This is a genomic window from Cupriavidus oxalaticus, from assembly GCF_038900635.1.
Taxonomy (GTDB): domain Bacteria; phylum Pseudomonadota; class Gammaproteobacteria; order Burkholderiales; family Burkholderiaceae; genus Cupriavidus; species Cupriavidus oxalaticus_B.
The window spans coordinates 229,435-254,744 of record NZ_JAYMRX010000001.1; the positions used below are offsets into that span (position 1 = coordinate 229,435).

At 65.7% G+C, this 25,310-nt stretch carries 20 protein-coding genes and 5 tRNA genes; 11 read left to right on the plus strand and 14 right to left on the minus strand.

All coding sequences use genetic code 11. The features are described from left to right. Positions 1–256 precede the first annotated feature (256 nt). The 3 genes from VSR71_RS01040 to acs form a co-directional block, all read right to left on the minus strand. A tRNA-Ser gene (locus tag VSR71_RS01040) sits at positions 257–347 on the minus strand. Between the two features lie 61 nt (positions 348–408). After that, positions 409–2,460 carry a sodium:solute symporter family protein gene (locus VSR71_RS01045; RefSeq protein ID WP_342912114.1) on the minus strand — a complete coding sequence of 684 codons (2,052 nt, stop codon included), beginning with the start codon at positions 2,458–2,460 and terminating at the stop codon, positions 409–411. A gap of 94 nt (positions 2,461–2,554) precedes the next feature. Continuing rightward, positions 2,555–4,537, minus strand: a complete 1,983-nt coding sequence (gene acs, locus VSR71_RS01050) for an acetate--CoA ligase (RefSeq protein ID WP_342912115.1) — start codon at positions 4,535–4,537, stop codon at positions 2,555–2,557. Between the two features lie 350 nt (positions 4,538–4,887). On the opposite strand from acs, the gene VSR71_RS01055 reads away from it, so the two are divergent. From VSR71_RS01055 to murI, 4 genes are all read left to right on the plus strand, one after another. Next, positions 4,888–5,808, plus strand: coding sequence for a DMT family transporter (locus VSR71_RS01055; RefSeq protein WP_342912668.1), 921 nt, complete (start codon positions 4,888–4,890; stop codon positions 5,806–5,808). A gap of 113 nt (positions 5,809–5,921) precedes the next feature. After that, positions 5,922–6,473: a TIGR00645 family protein gene (locus VSR71_RS01060; protein ID WP_342912116.1), complete on the plus strand. Its 552-nt coding sequence runs from the start codon at positions 5,922–5,924 to the stop codon at positions 6,471–6,473. A 192-nt stretch (positions 6,474–6,665) separates the two neighbouring features. Further along, positions 6,666–8,189, plus strand: a complete 1,524-nt coding sequence (locus tag VSR71_RS01065) for a fumarate hydratase (protein WP_342912117.1) — start codon at positions 6,666–6,668, stop codon at positions 8,187–8,189. 132 nt (positions 8,190–8,321) lie between these two features. Then, a complete protein-coding gene (gene murI / locus VSR71_RS01070) occupies positions 8,322–9,131 on the plus strand; it encodes a glutamate racemase (RefSeq protein ID WP_342912118.1) in 810 nt (269 codons plus the stop codon). Between the two features lie 28 nt (positions 9,132–9,159). Here murI and VSR71_RS01075 read toward each other — a convergent pair whose 3' ends face one another. Further along, positions 9,160–11,460 (minus strand): AAA family ATPase, encoded by a 2,301-nt coding sequence (locus VSR71_RS01075; protein ID WP_342912119.1) that lies wholly within the window; start codon positions 11,458–11,460, stop codon positions 9,160–9,162. Between the two features lie 502 nt (positions 11,461–11,962). Between VSR71_RS01075 and VSR71_RS01080 the strand changes: the two genes are divergently transcribed. The 4 genes from VSR71_RS01080 (at position 11,963) to VSR71_RS01095 (ending at position 14,444) form a co-directional block, all read left to right on the plus strand. Further along, complete coding sequence (locus VSR71_RS01080; RefSeq protein WP_342912120.1) at positions 11,963–12,616, plus strand: TonB family protein; 654 nt, start codon at positions 11,963–11,965, stop codon at positions 12,614–12,616. 89 nt (positions 12,617–12,705) lie between these two features. Then, positions 12,706–13,434, plus strand: a complete 729-nt coding sequence (locus tag VSR71_RS01085) for a MotA/TolQ/ExbB proton channel family protein (RefSeq protein ID WP_209763327.1) — start codon at positions 12,706–12,708, stop codon at positions 13,432–13,434. 21 nt (positions 13,435–13,455) lie between these two features. Further along, a complete protein-coding gene (locus VSR71_RS01090; RefSeq protein ID WP_342912121.1) occupies positions 13,456–13,869 on the plus strand; it encodes a biopolymer transporter ExbD in 414 nt (137 codons plus the stop codon). A gap of 245 nt (positions 13,870–14,114) precedes the next feature. Then, positions 14,115–14,444, plus strand: a complete 330-nt coding sequence (locus VSR71_RS01095; RefSeq protein ID WP_342912122.1) for a hemin uptake protein HemP — start codon at positions 14,115–14,117, stop codon at positions 14,442–14,444. Positions 14,445–14,742: 298 nt separating this feature from the next. Here VSR71_RS01095 and VSR71_RS01100 read toward each other — a convergent pair whose 3' ends face one another. From VSR71_RS01100 to VSR71_RS01110, 3 genes are all read right to left on the minus strand, one after another. Further along, positions 14,743–15,150: a heme-binding protein gene (locus VSR71_RS01100; RefSeq protein WP_063238276.1), complete on the minus strand. Its 408-nt coding sequence runs from the start codon at positions 15,148–15,150 to the stop codon at positions 14,743–14,745. 159 nt (positions 15,151–15,309) lie between these two features. Further along, positions 15,310–15,567 carry a hypothetical protein gene (locus VSR71_RS01105; RefSeq protein ID WP_342912123.1) on the minus strand — a complete coding sequence of 86 codons (258 nt, stop codon included), beginning with the start codon at positions 15,565–15,567 and terminating at the stop codon, positions 15,310–15,312. 289 nt (positions 15,568–15,856) lie between these two features. Beyond that, positions 15,857–16,192, minus strand: a complete 336-nt coding sequence (locus tag VSR71_RS01110) for a hypothetical protein (RefSeq protein WP_342912124.1) — start codon at positions 16,190–16,192, stop codon at positions 15,857–15,859. A gap of 206 nt (positions 16,193–16,398) precedes the next feature. Between VSR71_RS01110 and VSR71_RS01115 the strand changes: the two genes are divergently transcribed. After that, positions 16,399–16,485, plus strand: a tRNA-Leu gene (locus VSR71_RS01115). A gap of 99 nt (positions 16,486–16,584) precedes the next feature. On the opposite strand, the gene VSR71_RS01120 is transcribed toward VSR71_RS01115, so the two are convergent. Continuing rightward, positions 16,585–17,688 carry a YeiH family protein gene (locus VSR71_RS01120; protein WP_342912125.1) on the minus strand — a complete coding sequence of 368 codons (1,104 nt, stop codon included), beginning with the start codon at positions 17,686–17,688 and terminating at the stop codon, positions 16,585–16,587. A gap of 94 nt (positions 17,689–17,782) precedes the next feature. Here VSR71_RS01120 and VSR71_RS01125 point away from each other — a divergent pair, with 94 nt between their 5' ends. Beyond that, positions 17,783–18,724, plus strand: coding sequence for a LysR family transcriptional regulator (locus tag VSR71_RS01125; RefSeq protein WP_342912126.1), 942 nt, complete (start codon positions 17,783–17,785; stop codon positions 18,722–18,724). An 82-nt stretch (positions 18,725–18,806) separates the two neighbouring features. On the opposite strand, the gene VSR71_RS01130 is transcribed toward VSR71_RS01125, so the two are convergent. From VSR71_RS01130 to uvrC, 6 genes are all read right to left on the minus strand, one after another. Next, positions 18,807–20,036, minus strand: a complete 1,230-nt coding sequence (locus tag VSR71_RS01130) for a cation:proton antiporter (RefSeq protein ID WP_342912127.1) — start codon at positions 20,034–20,036, stop codon at positions 18,807–18,809. A 417-nt stretch (positions 20,037–20,453) separates the two neighbouring features. Beyond that, positions 20,454–20,527: transfer RNA gene (locus VSR71_RS01135), tRNA-Cys, on the minus strand. A 107-nt stretch (positions 20,528–20,634) separates the two neighbouring features. Continuing rightward, a tRNA-Gly gene (locus VSR71_RS01140) sits at positions 20,635–20,710 on the minus strand. A 61-nt stretch (positions 20,711–20,771) separates the two neighbouring features. Then, positions 20,772–20,847 (minus strand) — tRNA-Gly (locus tag VSR71_RS01145). Positions 20,848–21,020: 173 nt separating this feature from the next. After that, positions 21,021–21,620 carry a CDP-diacylglycerol--glycerol-3-phosphate 3-phosphatidyltransferase gene (gene pgsA / locus VSR71_RS01150; RefSeq protein WP_029046324.1) on the minus strand — a complete coding sequence of 200 codons (600 nt, stop codon included), beginning with the start codon at positions 21,618–21,620 and terminating at the stop codon, positions 21,021–21,023. Between the two features lie 108 nt (positions 21,621–21,728). Beyond that, on the minus strand, positions 21,729–23,828 hold the full coding sequence (gene uvrC, locus VSR71_RS01155) for an excinuclease ABC subunit UvrC (protein WP_342912128.1): 2,100 nt from the start codon (positions 23,826–23,828) through the stop codon (positions 21,729–21,731). Positions 23,829–23,939: 111 nt separating this feature from the next. Here uvrC and earP point away from each other — a divergent pair, with 111 nt between their 5' ends. Next, positions 23,940–25,100, plus strand: a complete 1,161-nt coding sequence (earP, locus tag VSR71_RS01160; protein ID WP_342912129.1) for an elongation factor P maturation arginine rhamnosyltransferase EarP — start codon at positions 23,940–23,942, stop codon at positions 25,098–25,100. Positions 25,101–25,310 lie beyond the last annotated feature (210 nt).

Genomic DNA, 25,310 nt, shown 5'->3' on the forward strand with positions numbered 1-25,310 from the left:
TACCGGCGGCACATCTGATTAGAGGGATGCGCGCCCCGGGCGTTTGCACGAACATCGTGATGGGCGTTTCCGTGACTCGTCCACTTTCTTCAAGCCCTTCATGCCCTCGTCCACTGGCCGAGGGCTTTTCTTTGTCCGAGTCGGTCTCTTCCCGAAGGCCAGTCGCCGGCGCCGCTCGGCCTTGCCCAGTGGCGCTGCGCAGAAAACAAAAAAGCCGTCCCATTTGGACGGCTTCGGATCACTACGGATGTTGTTCTGGCGGAGAGAGGGGGATTCGAACCCCCGATAGGCTATTAACCTATACACGCTTTCCAGGCGTGCGACTTAAACCACTCATCCATCTCTCCGGGAAGTCCGCGATTATAGCAGAGTTGCCCGACGAATCCACAAGTACGTGCGGCACCGCACCTACCCCCTGCGCAAATACGTTACCAGCCTGTCGATCACCGGGGCGTTGCGCGGCGTGAGCAGGCTGACGATGATTGCCACCGCAAATCCAGCGGGCACGCCAAAGGCGCCGGAAGCGATCGGGTCGACGCCGAACCAGCGGTTGCCGAAGATGCCGGTCATGCGGGTGAAGAACGGGTAGTTGACGAAGATGTAGTAGACCGCCACGCCAAGCCCTGCGGACATGCCAGCGACAGCGCCGGCCGCGGTCGTCCGGCGCCAGAAAATGCCCAGCACCAGCACCGGGAAAAAACTCGATGCTGCCAGCGAGAAGGCGGCGCCGACCAGGAACAGGATGTTGCCAGGACGCAGCGATGTGACGTATGAAGCGAACAAGGCAACGCCCAGCAGCACGATCTTGGCCGTGGTGACGCGGCGCTGGTGGCTCGCCTGGCGGTCGACCATGTGATAGAAGACGTCGTGCGACAGCGCGTTGGCGATGGTGAGCAGCAGGCCGTCGGCGGTCGACAGCGCCGCGGCCAGCGCGCCGGCGGCGATCAGTCCGGAGATGACATAGGGCAGCCCGGCGATCTCCGGCGCGGCCAGCACGATCATGTCGGGCTGCAGCAGGATCTCGGCCCATTGCACGATGCCATCGCCGTTGACATCGCGAATGCCGAATACGGGCGGATCGACCTTGCGCCATTGCACCACCCATTGCGGCAATTCTGTATACGAGGTGCCGACCAGATGCTCGAAGAACTCGTACTTGACCAGCGCGGCCAGCGTCGGCGCGGACACGTACAGCAGCGCGATGCAGAACACGGCCCAGGCCACCGAGTTGCGGGTCTCCTTGACCGAGGGCGTGGTGTAGAGGCGCGTCAGGATATGCGGCAGGCTGGCGGTGCCGACCATCAGGCAGAACACAAGCAGCACAAAGTTGAGCCGCTTGGTCTTGCGCTCCTGCTCGGACGCCGCGGGGTATGGCTCTGTGGACGACGTCGAATGCCGGCTGCGCGCAAGCGCCTCTTCGCGCTGCAGGCTCCACTGCTGCTGCGCCGCGGAGGGATCGCGCGGGAATTCCATGCGCTCGCGCTCCAGCGCCTTGATTTCTCGTAGTGGCGCGTTGCGGGCACGAAGGTCCTGCAGCCGCGCGTCCAGCGTATCGCGCTCCTGCCGGAAGGATTCTGGCAAACGGGCAATGCGCTCCTGCAGCAGGATGGCCTGCTGCCTGTAGTACTCGCGCACGGCCTGCTCGGCTGGCTCGCGCTCCAGCTCCTGCTCGCGTGCATCGAGCTGCGCCAGCAACGTGCCGTAGCTGAGCTGTGGCACCGCTTCCTGGTGATGCTTCCACGCAATCATCGAGACCGTGACCAGGAAGGCGACGATCATCATGATGTACTGCGCCACCTGCGTCCACGTGACCGCGCGCATGCCGCCCAGGAACGAGCACACCAGGATGCCGGCCAGCCCGAAGAAAATGCCGACGGCGAATTCCACGCCGATAAAGCGCGTCACCACCAGCCCTACCCCCTGGATCTGCGCAACCAGGTAGACGAAGGAACACAACGAGGCCGCCAGCACCGCAATGGCCCGCACCGGCAGGTTGCCGCCGGGCTTGCCGTTGCCATAGCGCGCGGCCAGGAAATCGGGGATGGTGTAGCCGCCATACTTGCGCAGGTATGGCGCCAGCAGGAACGCGACCAGGCAGTAGCCGCCGGTCCAGCCCATCACGTAGGCGAGGCCCTCGTAGCCCGATGCGAACAGGATGCCGGCCAGCCCGATGAAGGACGCGGCGCTCATCCAGTCGGCGGCGATCGCCATGCCGTTGAACAACGCCGGCACTCGCCGCGAGGCGACGTAGTACTCGTTGAGGTCGGAGGTGCGGCAGATCAGCCCGATGCAGGCATAGATCGCGATGGTGATAAAGAGGAAGACGTAGCCGAGCCACAGGGCGTCGGCGTTGGAGCGCTCCAGCAGCCCCATCATGCCGACGAAGCCAAACAACCCTAGCGTGAACAGGCCGTAGTACAGCAGCAGCCGGCGGCGGAAGCGCGACTGGGCATCGGGCATGGGCGGCGGTCCGTGGTCGGTGGGGAGCTATCGTAACAAACCCGCCGGCGCGCGGGAACGCGGCGGCGGGTTGGTCGGTTGCACGGCAGAATGGTTACTGCGCCTGCTTGAGCTGCTCCAGGATCGCCGGATTCTCCAGCGTCGAGGTGTCCTGCGTGATCTCCTCGCCCTTGGCCAGCGAGCGCAGCAGGCGGCGCATGATCTTGCCCGAGCGCGTCTTGGGCAGGTTGTCGCCAAAGCGCAGGTCCTTGGGCTTGGCGATCGGGCCGATTTCCTTGCCGACCCAGTTGCGCAGTTCCGTCGCGATCCTGGCAGCCTCGTCACCGGTCGGACGCGAGCGCTTGAGCACGACGAAGGCGCAGATCGCCTCGCCGGTCATGTCATCGGGCCGGCCCACCACCGCGGCCTCGGCCACCAGCGGGTTGGCCACCAGCGCCGACTCGATCTCCATCGTGCCCATGCGGTGGCCCGACACGTTCAGCACGTCGTCGATGCGGCCCATGATCGTGAAGTAGCCGGTTTCCTTGTCGCGGATCGAGCCGTCGCCGGCCAGGTAGAGCTTGCCGCCGAGTTCCTCGGGGAAATAGCTCTTCTTGAAACGCTCGGGATCGCCCCAGATGGTGCGGATCATCGACGGCCAGGGGCGCTTGACCACCAGGATGCCGCCGTTGCCATCGGGCACGTCGTGGCCGGTCTCGTCGACGATGGCGGCCATGATGCCCGGCAGCGGCAGCGTGCACGAACCCGGCACCAGCGGCGTCGCGCCCGGCAGCGGCGTGATCATGTGGCCGCCGGTCTCGGTCTGCCAGAAGGTGTCGACGATCGGGCAGCGCTCGTTGCCTACGTTCTTGTAGTACCACATCCAGGCTTCGGGGTTGATCGGCTCGCCCACGGTGCCGAGCAGGCGCAGGCTCGACAGGTCGTATTGCTTCGGGTGGACCTTCTCGTCGGCCTCGGCGGCCTTGATCAGCGAGCGGATCGCGGTCGGCGCGGTGTAGAAGATGCTGACCTTGTGGCGCGCGATCATGTCCCAGAAGCGCCCGGCATTCGGGTAGGTCGGCACGCCTTCGAACACCAACTGCGTGGCGCCGGCGGCCAGCGGCCCGTAGGCGATGTAGGTGTGGCCGGTGACCCAGCCGATGTCGGCGGTACACCAGAACAGGTCGTCGGGCTTGACGTCGAAGCTCCACTTCATCGTCATCAGCGCCCACAGCAGGTAGCCGCCGGTGCTGTGCTGCACGCCCTTGGGCTTGCCGGTGGAGCCCGAGGTGTAGAGCACGAACAGCGGGTGCTCGGCGCCCACCGGCTCGGCTTCGCAGGTGTCGGGCTGGTTGGCGCAGACGTCGTCGAGCCAGCGGTCGCGCCCCTCGGTCCAGCCGACATTGCCGCCGGTGCGGCGGTAGACGATCACGCTCTTCACGGCCTCGCAGCCGCCCAGCGCCAGCGCATCGTCGGCGATGGCCTTCAGCGGCAGCGCCTTGCCGCCGCGCATCTGCTCGTCCGCGGTGATCAGTGCCACCGCGCCCACGTCGACCAGCCGCTCCTGCAGCGACTTGGCTGAGAAGCCGCCGAACACCACCGAATGCGTCGCGCCCAGGCGCGCGCAGGCCTGCATCGCGGCCACGCCTTCGACCGACATCGGCATGTAGATCACGACGCGGTCGCCCTTCTTGATACCAAGCGTCTTCAGGCCGTTGGCCAGCCGGCACACCCTGGCGTGCAGCTCGCGGTAGGTGACGCGCGTCACGGTGCCGTCGTCGGCCTCGAACACGATCGCGACCTTGTCGGCGTTGCCGTTTTCCAGGTTGCGGTCCAGGCAGTTGTAGGAGGCGTTGAGCTGGCCGTCCTCGAACCACTTGTAGAACGGCGCGTTGCTCTCGTCCAGCACCTTGGTGAAGGGCTTGTTCCAGTGCAGCAGCTCGCGGGCATGGCGCGCCCAGAACCCTTCGTAGTCGCGTTCGGCTTCGTCGCACAGCGCCTGGTAGGCCTCCATGCTGGGAATCGCGGCCTGGCTGGCGAACGACTCGGGCGGGTTGAACACGCGGTTCTCGTGCATCACCGATTCGATGGCGGACATAGACTTGTCTCCTGATTTTGGACTGGCTTTGGCTGCCAAGTTACGCCCGACGGCTTACTTAAACCTGACGGTCGCCGGCTGCTGCTTGCGGTGACGGGGCAGGATCCGGCTGCGATGCATGCTGCAACGCAACGGGAAAGATCCTGCCTTCGGGGGCGAAAGTGCAGCCTTCTCCATTAGGCTAGCACAGCTATAATGCCGCGAGCCCTATACCTGAACGCGGCGCTTACCCTCGCCGCGTACCCTCACGCTTGCACCGGCTTGCCCGCGCCATCGCGCCCAACGTGCCCGCCAACACCTCCCCCGCCGCCACCACGACCACTGCCCAGCTTTTTTCGCCGGTCCATGCGCTGTTCCTGGTCGGATCGATGGCGCTGGTCGGCAGCAATGTGGGGCTGGGCAAATCGATCATCGCCCATGTGCCGGTGCTGCTGTTCGCGCTGCTGCGCTTTGTCATCGCCATCGTCTGCCTGGCGCCCTGGTACCGGCCAGCGCGCATGCGCAGGGTGTCGCGCGCCGAATGGCTGAACCTGTTCCTGCAGGCGTTCTTCGGCACCTTCCTTTTTACGCTGCTGATGCTCAACGGCGTGCGGCTGACCAGCGCCATGGCCGCCGGGGTCATCACCAGTACCATTCCCGCCACGGTGGCGATCCTGTCCTGGCTGGTGCTGCGCGAACGGCTGTCGCGCCGCACCGTGGCCTCGGTGCTGCTGGCGGTGGCCGGCATCGCCGTGCTCAACATCGCCCGCGGCGAAGCGCACGGCGCCGGCGAAAACAGCCACGCCTGGCTGGGCAACCTGATGATCCTCGGCGCGGTGCTGTGCGAATCGATCTACGTGATCCTGTCGCGCCGCCTCACGCAGACACTGGCTGCCATCGAAATCTGCGCCTATACCCACCTGATCGGCGGCCTGCTGATGCTGCCGCTGGGCCTGGTGCCGCTGCTGACCTTCGACGCCTCCACGGTGCCGGCGCAGACCTGGCTGATGCTGCTGTGGTACGCGCTGTCGGCCAGCGTGTTCTCGTTCTGGCTGTGGATGAAGGGCATCCGCCATGTGCCGGCGCAACTGGCTGGCGTGTTCACCTCGGTGCTGCCGGTGGCTGCGGCCACCTACGGCATCGTCGTGCTGGGCGAGCAGCCGGGCTGGCCGCATGGCGTGGCGCTGGCCTGCGTGCTGGCGGGCATCGTGCTGGCGAGCTGGCCGGGACGAATCGCGCGCGGCGCGTGGCGCGGCAAGGCGGCGGGCGCGGATCCCGGCGCGTCGGGCTGAGCTACGCGGGCGAGGAACGGTAGCAGCCTTCGGTTACGGTCGGTAACACAGTCCGGTCATCGGCGCTTGGTACAATCCACGCCGACTTTCAACTCGCCGACACCGCCCCGCCCATGGCTTCCAATCCTATGACCAGGCCGCAGACCATGCGGCCGATCCCGAGCATCATCTTCGCGTCGCGCTGGCTGCAGTTGCCGCTTTACCTGGGTCTGATCGTGGCCCAGGGCGTCTATGTTTACCATTTCCTGGTCGAAGTCTGGCACCTGCTGGCGCATGTGACGGAATTCGACGAGAACAAGATCATGCTGGTGGTGCTGGGCCTGATCGACGTGGTGATGATCTCCAACCTGCTGATCATGGTGATCGTGGGCGGCTACGAGACCTTCGTGTCGCGCCTGGGCATCGACAACCACCCGGACGAGCCGGAATGGCTGGACCACGTCAACGCAGGCGTGCTCAAGGTCAAGCTGTCGATGGCGCTGATCGGGATTTCGTCGATCCACCTGTTGAAGACGTTTATCGACGCGGAACAGCGCACCACCCACACCATCATGTGGCAAGTGGCCATCCATGTGGCGTTCCTGGCTTCCGCGGTGGCGATGGCGTGGGTGGACCGCATGGTTTCGCACCCGGCCGGCGCGCATGCCAAGCGCGAATCACATTAAGGCTTGCATAAGCTAAGACTTGCCTCCGAACCGCGGCCATGTGCCGCGGTTTTTGCTTTTGGCGTGCGGTGGCCGCGCCGTGAGGCCCAGGCGGCACAGCAGGAGGCTGTAGACCAATGTATGCAGCCGGGCAGACTGCCTCCGCTCGGTGTATGATTTCGCGCTGTGTTTCACCGCTGCCCACCCCACAAAATGACAGTCATCAAGCAAGAAGACCTCATCCAGAGCGTCGCCGACTCCCTGCAGTACATCAGCTATTACCACCCGATGGACTACATCACCAGCCTGGGCCGCGCCTATGAGCTGGAGCAGAGCCCGGCGGCCAAGGACGCGATCGCGCAGATCCTGACCAACAGCCGCATGTGCGCGGAAGGCAAGCGCCCGATCTGCCAGGACACCGGCATCGTCACGGTCTTCGTCAAGGTGGGGATGGACGTGCGCTGGGACGGCGCCACCATGGGCCTGACCGACATGATCAACGAGGGTGTGCGCCGTGGTTACACGCACCCCGACAACGTGCTGCGCGCGTCGATCGTCAGCCCGCCCGAAGGCGGCCGCAAGAACACCAAGGACAACACCCCGGCCGTGATCCACTATGAAGTGGTGCCGGGCAATACCGTCGACATCCAGGTCGCGGCCAAGGGCGGCGGCTCGGAGAACAAGTCCAAGTTCGTGATGCTGAACCCGTCGGACTCGATCGTCGACTGGGTGCTGAAGACCGTGCCGACCATGGGCGCCGGCTGGTGCCCGCCCGGCATGCTGGGCATCGGCATCGGCGGCACCGCCGAGAAGGCGATGGTGATGGCCAAGGAATCGCTGATGGAATCCATCGACATCCAGGACATCATCGCCCGCGGCCCGAAGGACTGGGTCGAGGAACTGCGCGTCGAGCTGTACGAGAAGGTCAACGCGCTGGGCATCGGCGCGCAGGGCCTGGGCGGCCTGGCCACCGTGCTGGACGTCAAGATCATGGCCTGCCCGACGCACGCCGCGTCCAAGCCGGTCGCAATGATCCCGAATTGCGCCGCCACCCGCCACGTGCACTTCACGCTGGACGGCAGCGGCCCGGCCAAGCTGGAAGCGCCTGACCTGTCGCAATGGCCGAAGGTCGAGTGGGCACCGAACACCGAGACCTCCAAGCGCGTCGACCTGGACACGCTGACGCCGGAAGAAGTCGCCTCGTGGAAGCCGGGCCAGACCCTGCTGCTCAACGGCAAGATGCTGACCGGCCGCGACGCCGCGCACAAGCGCATCGCCGACATGCTGGCCAAGGGCGAGAAGCTGCCGGTGGACTTCAAGAACCGCGTGATCTACTACGTCGGCCCGGTCGATCCGGTGCGTGACGAAGCCGTCGGCCCGGCCGGCCCCACCACCGCCACGCGCATGGACAAGTTCACCGAGATGATGCTGGCCGAAACCGGCCTGATCTCGATGATCGGCAAGGCCGAGCGCGGCCCGGCGGCGATCGAGGCCATCAAGAAGCACAAGTCGGCCTACCTGATGGCCGTCGGCGGCGCTGCCTACCTGGTGGCCAAGGCGATCAAGGAAGCCAAGGTGGTCGGCTTCGAAGACCTTGGCATGGAAGCCATCTACGAGTTCGACGTCAAGGACATGCCGGTGACGGTCGCCGTGGACAGCGAAGGCACCTCGGTCCATAAGACCGGCCCCGCCGAGTGGCAGGCCAAGATCGGCAAGATTCCGGTGGCCGCGCTGTAAGCAGCCCCACACGCCGAGGCGGTAGAATCTGCCTTTGCGCTTGAAAAAGCCGGGTTCCGACCCGGCTTTTTTCTGCCCCATTCTTTCCAGGCCTTCCCAGTCGCTCTTCTTTCCAGTCGTCCTCGCATTCCCGTGAACCCAGCACCCATCGGCGTCTTCGATTCCGGCCTTGGCGGCCTGTCCGTGCTGCGCGAGATCCGCGCGCTGCTGCCGCATGAAGCGCTGCTTTACCTGGCCGACTCCAGATACGCGCCTTATGGCGAGAAGCCCGAGACGTTCGTCGAGGCGCGCACGCTGCAGGCGTGCGAGTGGCTGCTCGGCCAGGGCTGCAAGGCGCTGGTGATCGCCTGCAATACGGCCACGGGCCACGCGGTGGAGGTGCTGCGCGAGAAACTGCCGGTGCCGATCATCGGCGTCGAGCCCGGCCTGAAGCCGGCTGCCGCGGCGAGCCGCAGCAAGGTGGTGGGCGTGCTGGCGACCGCCAACACCCTCAAGAGCGCCAAGTTCGCGCGCCTGCTGTCGTCGCTCGAAGGCGAAAGCCGCTTTATCTGCGAGGCAGGCCTTGGCCTGGTATCGCTGATCGAGCAAGGCGATCTCGACGGCCCCGCCGTACGTGAGCGCCTGGGTGCCTACCTCACTCCCATGCTTGAAGCCGGCGCGGACACACTGGTGCTGGGCTGCACCCACTACCCTTTCCTGTCCGGCACGATCCGCGAGATGGTCGGAGACCAACTCGCGCTGGTCGACACGGGCGGCGCCATTGCGCGCCAGCTCGCCCGCAAGTTGTCCGAGCACGGCCTTGCCGCGGACGCCGGCGCGCTGCCGCGCGACCGTTTCGTTTCCACCAAGGACGCCGCGCATTTGCGCGCGATGGCGGCAGCGCTGCTGCGGGTGGACGCGGATGCGGAAACGGTGGTGATCGAACCGGCGCCGGCATTCTAGCCGGCGCCTGTCCTGCTGCAGGTTATTGCTATTGCAGGAAGCCCAGCGGCCGGTGCTCCCGCACCTCCGGCTTGATGGCATGTTCCTGGCGCAGCTGCGCCAGGAATTCGTCCGGCGTCAGCGCCTCGCCCAGCAGCACGCACTGGCGCTTGACGGTGGCGAAGTCTCCCGGCGTCAGGCAATCCATCGCGTCCAGCTCGCGCCGCATGCCATCGGTCAGCAGCGTGGCGTCGCCGCCCAGCGCTTCGTCGACGAACATCGCCGCCCGCTGCTCCGGCTTCAGCGACAGGAAGCGGATCTTGAACGAGAAGCGCCGCAGCGCAGCCTCGTCGATGCGGTCGAACAGGTTGGTGGTGCAGATGAAGATGCCGTTGAAGCGCTCCATGCCCTGCAGCATCTCGTTGACCTCGGAGATCTCGTAGTTGCGCACCGCCTGCTGGCGGCTCTGCATGAAGCTGTCGGCCTCGTCCAGCAACAGCACCGCGCCGTCTTCCTCGGCGCGCGCGAACATGGCCGCGATCTGCTGCTCGGTCTCGCCCACGTACTTGCTCATCAGGTCGGAGGCACGCCGGATCATCAGCGGCAGGTCCAGCTCGGCGGCGATATGCTCGGCGAGCGCGGTCTTGCCGGTGCCGGGCGGCCCATAGAAGCACAGCGTGCCGCGCTGGCGCACGCGCAGTGCGTCGACGATCTTCGCCACCTCGTAGCGGGTTTCCAGGTGCAGGTTTTCAAGCCGGTAATGCGTGACCACCGGGCGGGCCTCGGCCTCCGGACGCAGGCCCATGGCGCGGTCGGCATGCTCCAGCTGGCGCAGGATCAGCGCTTCGACCGGCTCCGCCACGTCGGGCCGCGCCAGCTCGACAAAACGCGCCGCCGATTGCACCTGCGCCGGCGTCAGCGTCTTGCGCGCGGCCAGGCCGCTGATGAAGGCATCGCTGACGTCGAGTCCGCCCAGGTGCTTGCGGATGATGTTCTCGCGCACCAGCGGCGGCGGGATCTTCAGCTCGAGGTGGAACTGGAAGCGGCGCAGGTAGGCCGGGTCGATCTGCCGGATCGAATTGGAGATCCAGATCACCGGCACCGGGTTCTGCTCGAGCGTCTGGTTGACCCATGCCTTGCCGTTGACCGACGCGCGCGTATCCTCCTGCCCGAACAGGCTCATCAGCTCGCGCGCGCTGCCGGGGAAAACGTCTTCCACCTCATCGAACAGCAGCGCGGTATGCGCGCGACCGCGCAGGAAGGCCTGCGACACCTGCAGCGAGCGGTAACGATCCTTGCCCGACAGGCTGTTGCCGTCGCGGTCCAGGCAATCCACCTCGTACAGCTCGCACCCGGCTTCGCGCGCCAGCAGGCGCGCGAATTCGGTCTTGCCGGTGCCGGGTGGCCCGTAGATCAACACGTTGACGCCGCTGGCGTGCTGGCGCGTGGCGTTGGCCAGCAGCGCGCACAGGTAGCGGGCATCGGTCTCGACATGCGGGTAGTCGGCGACGGTCAGCGTGGGCGGCGCGGCCGGACGGGTGAACACCGCCATCATCTCGGCTTCGTTGGCGTAATTGCCCAGCAGCACGTGCAGCAGGCGGTCGGACAGGCGCATCAGGTCGCCCAGGTCGGTCACGCTGTTCTCGGGCAGCGGCTGCTCGATCAGGTTCAGCGTTTCGAGCCGCGAGCCCGGGCGCAGCGACGCCGCCACGTCGGCGGCGCCGGCGCCGGTCAGGCCGGCCAGGATCTGGAAGGCTTCCTGGCTGTGCGCAACCTTGCAATCGACCATGACCGCGCGCAGGTCGCGCTTGTACTTGGCCAGCGCCGCGTACAGCAGCAGCTTGCGCTCGTGGTCGGGCAGGTCCAGCACGCGGCTGAGCATGTCGATATTGCGCACCAGCAGCACGCGCTCACCGTCGAGCCGCTGCGCGATGGCGGCGGCCGAGGCGTCGAACACGGCGAACATGTCCTTGGCGTGGTGCTTGACGTACTCGTCGAGGTAATAGAACAGCGCGCTTTCGTCGAAGGCGCTGTTCCACTGGCCGTGGCGGTCCAGGAATTCCTCGGGCGTCAGCCGCGCCGCGCCCTTCCACGCCGGCATGTCGGCGCAGCGGGCAGCCAGGAAGCGCTGGACGCGCAGCACCACCCCATATGGCCACACCATTTCCTGCGCGCTGACAGTCAGCACATCGTTGATATTGCTGCGCAGGTTGAAGCGTGGCCCCAATGTGCACACCACGCGCAGGGCAAACTGGGCGCACATCCAGTCCAGCGCGGAGCTGGACGACACCCCGGGCATGGAGCGCAGGAGCGTCGATCGGTCATCTTCAGCGGAACGTGTGAAATCCATGGACGGTTCCCCGAGCTCGCCGTGGCGGGGCCGACCGACCGGCGCACCGCCTCGTCTGCAGTTTCTTCCTATGCTAGCGCGCTTTGCTGCCCACCGCGCGGGGGTGAGCAAACCTGCCGCCAGCGATTGTGGCCTGGGCCACCGAAGCAACGGATCCTTGCGGGCGCGCAAACCCGCGCAAGCTAGCGCCAGCCTCTCCACAATGCTGCCTGATCTCGCGGTATAACTTGCCGCGGCAGAAAATTCCAGTTGCGACGCACAAATCACAACAAATAAGAATCATTATCGTTTATACTAGCGAGCTGACACGCTGCCCCAGAGTGGCGCTCCCACGGCAACCCAGTTGAAGGAGCGTTTATCATGGAATTGCTGCTTAGCCTGCTGGTCGGTTGCGGCATCTCGCTGATCCTGTTCTACCGTAAGTGACGGCGCACGGTCGCTGCTGCTGCTTGTACCGAGCCAGGCCATCCTGCGCCTGCCGGCAGACTTTTGTTGTTGACACATGTTCGACCAACGCTTCTTCAAGATTACGCTCGCCGTCCTGCTGTTCCATGCCGGCCTGCTCTACCTGATCCAGAGCGGCCTGGCCCGCAAGCTGACCGAGGCGGTGATTGCCCCGGAGATCATCGCGCGCATCATCCCGCTCGAACCGCCCAAGCAAGAGGCCCCGCCCGAGCCGCCCAAACCCAAGCCCAAGCAGGAAACGCCGCCTAAGCAGGTCAAGGTGACCACGCCCAAGCCGGCGCCCCAGCCCAAGCCCACTCCCCAGCCGGTAGCCAATCTGCCGCCGACCCCGAGCGCACCGGAAGCGCCGGCCGCACCGCCTGCGCCGCCCGCACCGCCTGAACCCGCTCCGGCGCCCGTGTCAGCCGCGCCGCGCGCCGTCGGCATCGGCGAAATCCAGTGCACGCCGCCGCAACCGAAGTATCCTTCTCAGTCGCGCCGCATGGGCGAGACCGGCAAGACGGTGGTGCGCCTGACCACGGACGAAGGCGGCAAGGTCATCAAGACCTCCGTGGTGTCGTCGAGCGGCTCGTCGCGCCTGGACCAGGCCGCGGTGGAAGCCGTGCAGGCCATGCGCTGCAAACCCTACATGGACAACGGCCGTGCCGTCGCCGTCACGGCGCAGCAGCCGATCGGCTTCGAACTGAACTGAGCGCCGGTCCGCTGACCGCCATACCGGCCTACCCGATTTCCGATCATCTGATCTGACCTAAACCAAGCGAACTCACCAGGAACCAACCCATGCAGGACCTCGGACTCTCCCACCTCTGGACGCAAGGCGACTTCGTCATGCGTGCGACCGCCATCATTCTGCTGATCATGTCGCTCGCCTCTTGGATCGTGATCTTCACCAAGGCCTGGGATCTGGTGCGCCTGAAGAAGATGGCGCAAGGCGCGGAAAAGCGCTTCTGGCACTCGGACGACTTCGACCATGCGCTGGAAACCCTCGGCGCCAACGATGCCAATCCGTTCCGCACGCTGGCCATCGCCGGCAAGGAAGCCGCCCAGCACCACCGCGCCAGCCAGCCGCAGCTGCATGACGTGATGGATATCTCCGACTGGCTGACCCGCTCGCTCAAGAGCTCGATCGACGAGGCCGTGGCGCGCATGCAGTCGGGCCTGGCTGTACTGGCTTCGGTTGGCTCGACCGCGCCGTTCGTCGGCCTGTTCGGCACCGTGTGGGGCATCTACCACGCGCTGATCGGCATCGGGGCCTCGGGCGTGCCGACCATCGACAAGGTCGCCGGCCCGGTGGGCGAGGCCCTGATCATGACCGCCTTCGGCCTGGCCGTGGCAATCCCCGCGGTGCTGGGCTATAACGCACTGACGCGTGGCAACAAGGCAGTGATCTCCAAGCTCAACCGCTTCGCCCACGACCTGCACGCGTACTTTGTAACTGGCGCCCGCGTGCGTCCCACCGGTGCCCGCAACGAAGACGGCACTGTGCGCCTGGCCGCGGCCCAGCGCTAATCCGCAAGCAAGGAAGTCATCATGGCATTCGGTACTCTCGACGGTGACGACGACGAGGTGATGAGCGAGATCAACATGACGCCGCTGGTCGACGTCATGCTGGTGCTGCTGATCATCTTCATCATCACCATCCCCGTGATCAACCACGCGGTGAAGATCGACCTGCCGCGCGCCACCAACTCCCCGAACGATCCCAAGCCGCAGAACATCAACGTCTCGATCGACGCCGGCGGCAAGGTGTTCTGGAACCAGGTGGAAGTGGACCAGACCACGCTGGAAAGCAATATCGCGCTGGCCGCGCAGCAGCAGCCTCAGCCTGAGCTGCACCTGCGCGCCGACCGCGAGGTGCGCTACGAGCGCGTGGCCGAGGTCATGGCCGCCGCGCAGCACGGCGGCCTCGGCAAGATCGGCTTTATCACCGAACCCAAGCAGTAGGACGCGCGCCGGCAGGCACAGCGCACAAAGGAAGGGCATCCCGCAGGATGCCCTTTTTTTGTTTACCGGCCGCTCGCCGCTGCGGATCGCGGGTCCGGATGGAAGTCTGTCGAATCTTTGATCTAAACTATTGTAATGATAACAATTCTCATTTATGATTCTTCCATCGAATGCGCCATCGGTGGCGCGCCCCTGATGCCTTTCCCCTGCGCGCCCAGAGCGCCAGCCAGACCCGGAGCCAGATGATGAGCACTCTTTCCCTGCCGCTGTCGCAACCGCGTGAAGTCACCCGCCGCCGCCTGTCGCTGCGCCGTGTCGAGGTGGTCCAGCCGCGCCGCGAGGCGGCAGCCGCGAAAGCAGCCCCGTCGACGATCGCATCCATGAAATCGGCCGTAGCCGCCCTGCCCGCCCGCCTCGAGGCGTTGGTGCGCGACAGCCTGTCGTCGGCGCCTGCTGGCGAGCCGGTCGCGCTGGAGGCGATCATGCGCGGCAACAGCACGCTGCCCATCCTGCATAACGGCGAGGTCTACACGCTGCGCGTGACCCGCTACGGCAAGCTGATCCTGACCAAATGACGCATCCCGGCGGCAAGGCCATGCGCTGAAGCCGAAGGGAACAGATCGACAATGTCTTGAAGCCCGCGTCTGCCGCGGGTGCCACGCAAGTGGCAGTACAGACTTTTGTGGGGACCACCTCGGAACGAGGTGTTGGGCAGTAGCCAGGTGCTGGCGCCGCGGCGGGAATTCCAGACCCCTCGCCGTATCGGGCTTATCCAGTGCCGCACCCAGCCATGCCCTCTTTTATTCCGCCCCGCAGGCGTGGCCTGCGGGGCTTTTTCATGCGCGGCCGGCGCCGCGCAACGGGGTCCTGTTATTACAGGCCCAGAGCGGCGATACCCGCGCGCGCAACCTGTGCGTCTTCGGTCGACTTCACGCCCGACACGCCGACGGCACCGACCACCTGCTCGTTGGCAACGATGGGCACGCCGCCCTCCAGCATGCCCTGCAGCACCGGCGCTGTCATGAACGAATAGCGGCCGTTGTTGATCATGTCTTCGTAGATCTTCGATTCACGGCGGCCCAGGGCGGACGTACGGGCCTTCTCCGCGGCGATTTGGGCCGAGATCGGCGCGGCGCCGTCCAGGCGCTGCATCGCCAGCATATGGCCGCCGTCGTCGACCACGACGATGGACACGGCCCAGTGATGGTTCTTTGCTTCGGTTTCCGCCGCGGCCATGATCTTCTTCACATCGTCTGCCGTCAGAACCGTCTTTTGCTGCATGCCACTCTCCTGGTCATTCATTTGGTTGGAGGTGGAAGTATACCCCGCACCCCATTACCCCGCACCCCACGCCATCGCCATCGCGCCCACCCGGCAAGCGGCGGGCAAAGAAAATGGCCCGCGTCAGGCGGGCCATTCATCATCCATGCACTGCGGCGATCAGGCGCCGTCGGTGTACGGATCCGGCTTGCCGATACGCGCACCGTCGGTGTAAGGGTCAGGCTTGCCGATGCGCGCGCCGTCGGTGTAGGGGTCGGTCTTGCCGACGCGGGCGCCATCGGTGAACGGATCGGCCTTGCCCATGCGGGCGCCGTCCAGATACGGGTCAGGCTTGCCGGTCGCGGCGAACGAGGCGGTCGACACTGCGCACAGCGCGGCCAGCACGGAAGCGGCGGCAATCGATTGTTTGAGCTTCATGAGATTCCCCTTGAAATTCTGCTTGGTACGGGCATCGCGGCGGGCTACTTCGAAAACAAAAAGAGCCGGTGAGAGCCGGTGTCATCGCGATGTCACGCCTGTAGTTTAGGGAAAACCCCTACGCCAATAGACGTGACGCTTTGAGCAGTCCGTTCAAATAATTTGACCGGAATCAAGGTAGGGAATCATCCGGGGAACCGACGCCCGCGGCTCATGTCGCCATTCGCAAGCCCAAAAGGAAAGGGCCCCGCAGGGGCCCTGTCTTCCGCAGCGTTTCGGCGCTGGGCGCTCAGTCGTGACGCCAGCGGCCATGACCGCGGTGTCCCGGCGGACCATAGTAACCGTGGTGATGGCCGCCATAGTAACGCGGCGGGCCATAGTAGCGCGGGCCATAGTAGACCGGACGCGGACGCACCACCACTGCCGGCGGGCCGTAGTAAACCGGCGCCGGCGCTACCACCACCGGCGGTGGCGCATAGTAAACCGGAGGGGGCGGATAGTAGGCCGGCGCGCCAACCACGACGCCCGGAACGCCGATCGCGACGCCGACGCTCACATGGGCCATTGCGGCCCCGGATGCCAGCCCGGCGGCGACACCGAATGCTGCGAGCCACCAACGTTTCATATCCGCCTCTCAGATTTGAGATTTCTCTTACTCGGTATTGTAGTGGGTCGGAATTTTCCAGGTGCAACCGAGGGCACTACATTGTTACCAGCCGTAACATTGCGTCACTTTTTTCTTCCGTGACGCCAACCCCTTGGCGAACCGAATAAAGGCTGCGGCGCGCTTGCATCCGGATTGCGAAGCCACCACAATACCGGGCTTGCCGTGCGGCCGTGGAGAAATTGGTAGACTCAGCAGACTTAAAATCTGCCGCCTTTCCAGGCTTACGGGTTCGAGTCCCGTCGGCCGCACCAGGGCCACCGCAGCGGCAACCCTGCGCCCAAAGCAAAAGAGGAGGCCCTCTGCCTCCTCTTCAGATCCTTCGCGCTGCGCCGCGCTCTTCGCGCCGCGCTTTACGCCATCACGTAGCACATCAGCGCACCGACCCCCATCAGGAACACGAACAGCACTCCGGCCAGTGCCAGCGGCTTGCGTCCGGCGCGCACCAGGTCACCGATGCGGGTATGCAAGCCGATTGCCAGCATTGCACAGGCCAGCAGCCAGTTATCCAGCGCGATCAACGGTGCCTTCCAGGCGGCGGGCACCGTGCCGGCCGAGTTGAGCGCCATCACCGCGACAAACCCCACCGCAAACCACGGCACCGACTTCAGAATCCCGGCGAAGCGGCCCTTGCCGGCGCTCGCCTGGCCTGCCTCGGCCTTCCCTTGCGGCCACAGCGCCATCACCAGCAGCAGCGGCCCCAGCGCCAGCACGCGCACCATCTTGGCCACTACCGCGGCATCGGCGGTCGGCTCGCTGATCATCTTGCCGGCGGCGATCACCTGTGCCACCTCATGCAGCGTCGCGCCGGTGAAGATGCCGAACATGCGCTCGCTGACCGCCCAGTGCCAATGGCCATTGGCCAATTCGAACAGGTAGGGATAGAGCAGCATGCCAACCGTGCCGAACAACACCACCGTGGCGACCGCCACTGCGGTCTGGCGGTCGTCGGTGCGCACCACCGACGACACCGCGATGGCCGCGGCCGCGCCGCAGATCGCGCTGCCGGAGCTGACCAGGATCGCTTCGCGGCGGCTCAGTCCGAAGAAGGTCGACCCGACCCAGGTGCCGAACAGCAGCGTGGCGACCAGCATCGTGAGCGGTACCACAATGCCCGGCAGGCCCAGCGCGACGATGGACGCGAATGTCAGCCGCAGGCCGTACAGTGCCACGCCCAGCCGCAGCAGGTAATGGCGCGCCACCTGCATCCCGGGTGCCAGCGGTGCCAGCCAGTGCTTCGGCAGCGTATTGGCCGCGACCATGCCGGCGCACATGGCGAGCGTCAGTGCGCTCAGACCATAGCGGGCGATCGCCGGATGCTCGGCCAGCGCCAGTGCCAGCCAGGCAATGCCTCCCAGCGGCACAAGCGTCAGCAGGCGCTGGGACCAGGGCGGAGTGGCGGCTGCCGGGTTGGCGGCTGCGGTGCGGGGGGCGCTGCTGGAAGTGGCGGAAGACATGGCAGTTCACTTGTTCTGTAGTGACTCCAGCGTACTGGCCCGCCCCTAACCCGTAAAACGGGTAATATCGTTATGCGTTATCTAATATTTCGATATGGAACCACGTTCAGAGCATCGTCCAGAACCTCGCGCCGAGCAGCGCCCCCTGCGCCTCACGCTGCGCCAGCTGTCCGTCTTCGTCGCCGTGGCGCAGCACGGCAGCACCATGGCGGCCGCGCAGGCGCTGGCGATGTCGCAGTCAGCGGTCAGCGCTTCACTGGCGGAGCTGGAGCGTGCGCTGGACAGCCCGCTGTTCGACCGCATTGCACGCCGCCTCAGCATTAACGAGACTGGCCGCCAGTTCTTCCCGCGCGCGCTGGCGCTGCTGGACCAGGCGCATGAGCTGGAGCGCTTTGCCACGCAGACCGGGGTGCAGTTGCGCATCGCTGCCAGCAACACCATCGGCAGCTATATCCTGCCGCCTCTGCTGGCGGGATTCCGTCACTCGCGCAGCGGACCCTGCACTCTGGACCTGCGCATCGGCAACACCCGCGAGGTGCTGCAGTCACTGCTGCAGTTCGAAGCCGACATCGGCCTGGTGGAAGGCGCCAGCCACGAGCGCGACCTGCGCAGCATGCACTGGTGCGACGACGAGATGGTGGTGGTGGTCGGCCCGTCGCATCCGCTCGCGCCCACGCCGAACGACCTGGTGGCACTGCGTGACGCCGAATGGATCGTGCGCGAACCGGGCTCGGGCACGCGCGAGGTGATCGAGGAACGCCTGGTGCCGTTGCTGGGCGAACTGCGCTTCGCGCTGGAACTGGGTAATGCCGAGGCGATCAAGCGCGCGGTGATGAGCGGCTTTGGCGTCAGTTGCCTGTCCTTGCACGTGGTGCGTGACGAACTCGCGCAAGGTACTCTGGTGGCGATCCGCGAAGGCTTGCCGCGCATCGTGCGGCCGCTGCAACTGGTCGTGCATCAGGACAAGTTTCCGACGCAAGGCCTGCTGGCCTTCACCGAATACCTGCGCACCATGGCGCCGCGTATCGGGGCGTGACGCGCGTCCCGCATCGGGGCGCATGATGCGTGGCGCGGACCGCGTAACGGCCCCGCGCAATGGACCCACCTGAGCGCGACAGCTAGGCCGTCTGCGGCTCGCCGCGCTTGCTGCGCGCGGTGTACAGGTCGAGCAGGTGGAACAGCACCGGGTTGAGCATGATCGACAGCAATGCGCCTGCCAGGATCAGTGCCTGGCCGCGCTCGGGCAAGATATTCAGGTAGACGCCCAGGCTCGCCAGGATGAAGGAGAACTCCCCAATCTGCGCCAGGCTGACGGCAATCGTCATGCCGGTCTGTCCGGAGTGCCCGAACACCCGGACAATGCCCATCGCCGCCAGCGACTTGCCGACCACAATGATAAACAGCGTCGACAGCACGCCCCACGGGTCGTTGACCAGCACCATGGGATCGAACAGCATGCCGACCGAGACGAAGAACAGCACCGAAAAGGCATCGCGCAGCGGCAAGGATTCTTCCGCCGCGCGATGGCTGAATTCGGATTCGGCCAGCACCATGCCGGCAAAGAAGGCCCCCAGCGCGAACGAGACGCCAAACAGTGAATACGCGCCATAGGCCACGCCCAGCGCGGTCGCCAGCACGCCCAGCCGGAACATCTCGCGATTGCCGGTCCAGACGATGCGCTCGAGCATCCACGGGATAAAGCGGCGCCCGATCAGCAGCATTACCGCGACAAAGGCAGCAACCTTGCCCAGCGTCGAAAACACCGCCAGCAGGACGTCGCCCGTGGCCGGACTGCCTTCGGCACCGGCGTCAGTGGCGCCGGCAAGCAGACCCGCCATCGCCGGCAACAGCACCAGCGCCAGCACCATGGCCAGGTCCTCGACGATCAGCCAGCCTACCGCGATCCGCCCCTGGGGCGATTCCACCAAGCCGCGCTCCTGCAGCGCCTTGAGCAGCACCACGGTACTGGCCACCGACAGCGCCAACCCATACACCAGTCCCTGCCCCCACGACCAGCCGAAACCCCACGCCGCCAGCATGCCGAGGAAGGTCGCGATTCCGATCTGCACGACTGCCCCGGGGATCGCGATGCGCTTCACCGCCATCAGGTCCTTGATCGAGAAATGCAGCCCGACGCCGAACATCAGCAAGATCACCCCGAGCTCGGCCAGTTCCGGCGCGAGCGCCTGGTCAGCGGTGTAGCCCGGCGTATGCGGCCCCACCACGATCCCCGCGCACAGGTAGCCGATCAGCGGAGGCAGCCGCAGTTTGCTGGCAATGGCGCCAAGGACGAAGGCCAGGACGATACCGCCGACGATGGTGCTGATGAGCGGGGTGGCGTGGTGCATGCGCGCGGGGTTCCTCGTGTCAGGGGCTGGACGGCAATGGCTGGATCCCCCGCTCTCCCCGCGCGCGCCACCATGCCACAAACCACCATGCGGCGCGCACCAGCGGTCTGTGCGGCACGATCGGCAGCCTCGGACGGGACAAGCAGGGAAAGAACGGGGAGTGCCGCAGCGGCCCCGGACACGCTGGACGCGCATCACGGATCGGGAATGGCGTATGACATGCTGCGCCGCGATCCATCGCGCGGCGCACCCCGAAAAGCGTACGACAAGGGTAATGTAACATGCCCGCCACGCGCTCAAAGCGCAGAAATGCGAGGCAATTCATGGCGAGGAGCGCCTGTGCGAGGCGGAGGGAACGAGCGCAATACCTGCGCAAAACAAAAACGGCGCCCAAGAGGCGCCGTTCTGCATTGCAACTGGAGGCGGAGGTCGGAATCGAACCGGCGTACACGGCTTTGCAGGCCGCTGCATAACCACTCTGCCACCCCGCCAGGTGACGTGATGCTGGATTGTAGCCGCATTCAGCCGATGCTGCCGGCTGGCCTGCCACGGCACTTCAACCCAAACAAAAAGGGAAGCGTTGCTTCCCTTTGGGGATTGGAGCGGGAGACGAGTCTCGAACTCGCGACCTCAACCTTGGCAAGGTTGCGCTCTACCAACTGAGCTACTCCCGCATACAACTTTTTGCTGCCGGCCCGGCCAGTGCCATGCACGTTGCCGAACCTTCGAATAACCTGGAGCGGGAGACGAGTCTCGAACTCGCGACCTCAACCTTGGCAAGGTTGCGCTCTACCAACTGAGCTACTCCCGCAGGGTACTGCCACAAAAACTTTTTAAGGCATTTTGTTTCGCAATTTGCCGCTATCACACAACATCTTGCGCTAAACCTGCCTTATCTCGCTGCTTTCGTTTGTGTCGTCAGCAACGAGAATGAGATTATGCAAAAAGCTCCCCTCTGCGTCAACACCTTTTTGGATTTTCTTTTCACTTCCGGGCGCCGGCACCCGCCACCACACTGCTGCGCTCCCGGATCTGCGGCCAGGCCAGCTTCATGTAATAGATCATCGACCACAGCGTCAGCACCGCGGCCAGGTAGATCATCCAGGTGCCCAGCACGTAGGCGTCGAACCCGAGCAGTTGACCGCTGAACAGCAGCAGCGGGATCGCGATCATCTGCACGGTGGTCTTGAGCTTGCCAAGGAAGTTCACCGCCACGCTCTTGGACGCACCGATCTGCGCCATCCACTCACGCAGCGCCGAGATCGTGATCTCGCGCCCGATGATGACCAGCGCGATCAGGTCGGTGACCCGGTCCAGCGCCAGCAGCGACAGCAGCGCGGCCGTCACCATCAATTTATCGGCGACCGGGTCCAGGAATGCGCCGAACGACGAGGTCTGGTTCCAGCGCCGCGCCAGGAAGCCGTCGAGCCAGTCCGTCACCGCGGCGATGATAAAGAACGCCGCCGCCGTCAGGTTCTTGGTGTGCATGGGAAGCCATGCGTCGGGCAGGTAGAACACGCCCACCACCAGGGGAATCATGGCGACACGAAGCCAGGTCAGCAGGATCGGGATATTGAAAGGCATGGAACTCGGGCGGCGGGGGAACGTGACCAATCCCGCGATTGTCGCCGATTTCCGGACCAATCGACCATCATTGGTCATTTTCGTCCCCGCGACAGCAACTGCCGGGGGTCAATGCAGCTGTCGGTAGATCTCCTCGGCGAGCCCGCGCGAGATGCCCTCGACGCTGGCCAGCTCGTCGATGCTGGCGGCCATCACGCCGCGCAGGCCGCCAAAACGGGTCAGCAGCTTCTGGCGCCGGCGCGCGCCCACACCTTCAATCTCTTCCAGCCGCGAGGTCGTGCGCGCCTTGGCCCTGCGCGCGCGCATGCCGGTGATCGCAAAGCGGTGGGCTTCGTCGCGGATCTGCGCCACCAGCATCAGCGCCGCGCTGCCCTGCCCCAGTTCCAGCGACGCTCGGCCGTCGGCGAATACCAGTGTTTCCAGGCCGACCTTGCGCCCCTCGCCCTTGGCCACGCCGACCAGCAGGCCGATATCGAGCCCCAGTTCCTCGAACACCTGGCGCGCCACCTCGACCTGGCCCTTGCCGCCGTCGATCAGCACGATCTGCGGCAGCAGCGCGGTGGCTTCGCTGCCTGCCTGCGCGCCGCCGTCTTCCTGCATCTGCTCGACCAGCTTCTGGTAGCGGCGCGTCAGCACCTGGCGCATGGCGGCATAGTCGTCGCCGGGGATGATGTCCTGGATGTTGTAGCGGCGATATTCGCTGTTCTGCATGTCATGGTGGTGGTACACCACGCACGACGCCTGCGTCGCCTCGCCGGCGGTGTGGCTGATATCGAAGCACTCCACCCGCAGCAGCGCCAGGTCTTCCAGGTCCAGACCGATGGTTTCCGCCAGCGCGCGCGTACGCCCCTCCTGGCTGCCCTGCTCGGCCAGCCGACGCGACAGCGCCAGCGCCGCGCCCTGCTGCGCCATCTCCAGCCACACCTTGCGCTGGCCCTGCGGCTGGCGCACCAGCGTCACCTTGCGACCGGCATGCAGCGACAGCGCCTCCAGCACCGCACCGTCGTCCGGCACATGGCTGACGACGATGATGGGCGGCGCCGGTTGCTCCAGGTAGTGCTGCACCATGAAGGCGGACAACACCCGCGCGGCGATGCGCTCGACTGTGAGCGCTGGCGCGGCCTCGGCGGCCTCGGCGGCGCCGGCCTCGTCCAGCGTGTCGCGCTGGTCGGCATCCTCGACGATCATCGCGGCCTCGTCGGCATGGGCTGGGAAATAGGCCTTGTCACCGAGATGGCGGCCGCCGCGCACCATGGCCAGGTTGACGCAGGCGCGCCCGCCTTCCACCGCCACGGCCAGCACGTCGATATCGCGCGCCTGCCCGCCCACTTCCTCCACCGCCTGGCGCTTGAGCACGGTCGACAGCGCCGCGATCTGGTCGCGCACCGCGGCGGCCTGCTCGAACTCGAGCCGCTCGGCATGCTGTTCCATCTTGCCCTGCAGGCCTTCCAGCACTTCGGTCTGGCGGCCCTGCAGGAAGCGCGCCGCGTTGGCAACGTCACGCGCGTAATCCTCTTCGCTGATGGCATTGACGCACGGGCCGGTGCAGCGATGGATCTGATGCAGCAGGCAAGGCCGGGTGCGGTTGTTGAAGACGGTGTCCTCGCAAGTGCGCAGCTGGAATACCTTCTGCAGGATCTGCATGCTCTCGCGCACCGCATAGGCGCTCGGGAACGGGCCGAAGTACTGGTGCTTGCGGTCGGTGGCGCCGCGGTAGTACGCCATGCGCGGAAAGCGGTGCCCGGTCAGCTTCAGGAACGGATACGACTTGTCGTCGCGGAACAGGATGTTGTAGCGCGGCGCCAGTGCCTTGATCAGGTTGTTTTCCAGCAGCAGCGCCTCGGCCTCGGTGCGCACCACCGTGGTCTCGATACGGGCGATACGCGCGACCATCATCGCGATGCGCGGCGACAGCTGGGTCTTGGTGAAATAGCTCGAAACCCGCTTCTTCAGGTCGCGCGCCTTGCCGACGTACAACACATTGCCGCCGGCATCGAAATAGCGGTACACGCCGGGCAGGCCCGGCAGGCGCGAGATGACCGGCTTGGCGTCGAAGGGCTCGGGCGGCAGTTCGCCCGGCGCTTCGGCGGCGATCTCGGGCTGCACTTCAGCCGGAACGTCGGCCGGAACTGCCACTGGAATTTCGGCCGGCGTTGCGGCCGCCACATCGGCCGCGGGTTTCGGTGAATCGGATTGCTGGTCGGACATTGGGGACGGTGACCGCTACACGGACCGCGCGCAACAAAATGGCGCGGCCTCTAAAATCGCAAGTTTAGAGCAATTCAGCGCGCATCCCGCCCGTGCGCGCCTTTACCTGCCATGCCTATTCGCTCCTGGGACATTTTCTGCACCGTGATCGACAATTTCGGCGACATCGGCGTCTGCTGGCGGCTGGCCCGCCAGCTCGCGCAGGAGCACGGGCACGTGGTGCGGCTCTGGGTCGATGATCTGGCGAGCTTTGCGCGGCTGGCGCCTGAGCTTGATACCGGTGCCACGGTGCAGCGCCTGGCGGGCGTGGAAATTCGTCCATGGCGGCCGGCGGGCGACAATGACGTGGACGACACCGCCGGGGTGGCGCCCCACGATGCCGTCATCGAAGCCTTCGCCTGTGAAGTGCCGCAAGCCTTCCTGGCGCGCATGGCCGTGCGCGACCCCAAGCCCGCCTGGATCAACCTCGAATACCTGAGCGCCGAGCCATGGGTGCGGGAGCACCATGCGATGCCCTCGCCCCATCCGCGGCTGCCGCTGGTGAAGCACTTCTTCTTCCCCGGCTTCGAGCCAGGCACTGGCGGCCTGCTGCGGGAGTCGATGCTGGGCGCGCAGCGCGCCGCCTTCCTCGGCGGCCCCGCCGCCCAGGCAGCCTTGTGGCATCGGCTAGGCGTGACGCCCCGCCCTGACGCGCTGCGGGTAAGCCTGTTTGCCTACCGCAACCCGGCCCTGCCCGCGCTGCTGGAGCAATGGCGCGACGGCACCGAGGCTGTCCATTGCCTGGTGCCCGCCGGCATGGCCGCCGACCAGGTCGCCGAATGGCTGGGCACGCCGCTGCGGATCGGCGACCCGGTCGAACGTGGCAGCCTGCGCGTGCAACTGATCCCGTTCGTACGCCAGGAGCACTTCGACGAGCTGCTGTGGGCCTGCGACCTGAACTTCGTGCGGGGCGAGGACTCTTTCGTACGTGCACAGTGGGCGGCGCGGCCACTGGTCTGGCATATCTACCCCCAGGACGATGCAGCACACCAGGTCAAGCTCGACGCCTGGCTCGACCTGTTCCGCCAAAGCGGCGTGGCACCCGACGCGGTCACTGCGTTGACGGATTTCTGGCACGCATGGAACGGCTACGGTGTCCCCGTCGACTGGCCGCGCCTGCGAGCGCATCTGGCGGCACTTGCCGCCATCGCACCGCGCTGGGAGCGGCGCTTGCAGCATCCCGGAGATCTTGCCGCCAACCTGGTGGCGTTTTGCGAAAATCAGGTAAAATAATCGGTTGATCCAAATGGCGACCGGGCCGGAGAACCAGGTCCTCTCCCAGGCATCGAACGCGTGGGATGAAGACCTGAATGCAAGCTGAGCACGGGGTCGCGAGCGCGTGGATACCGGCTTTCGGCGGAGCATCTGGCCGACCGCAACGGTAATGCCGGCAGCGCGCCTTCGCCATTCCAAATTCCTACTTTCTTATTCAGGAAAACAGTT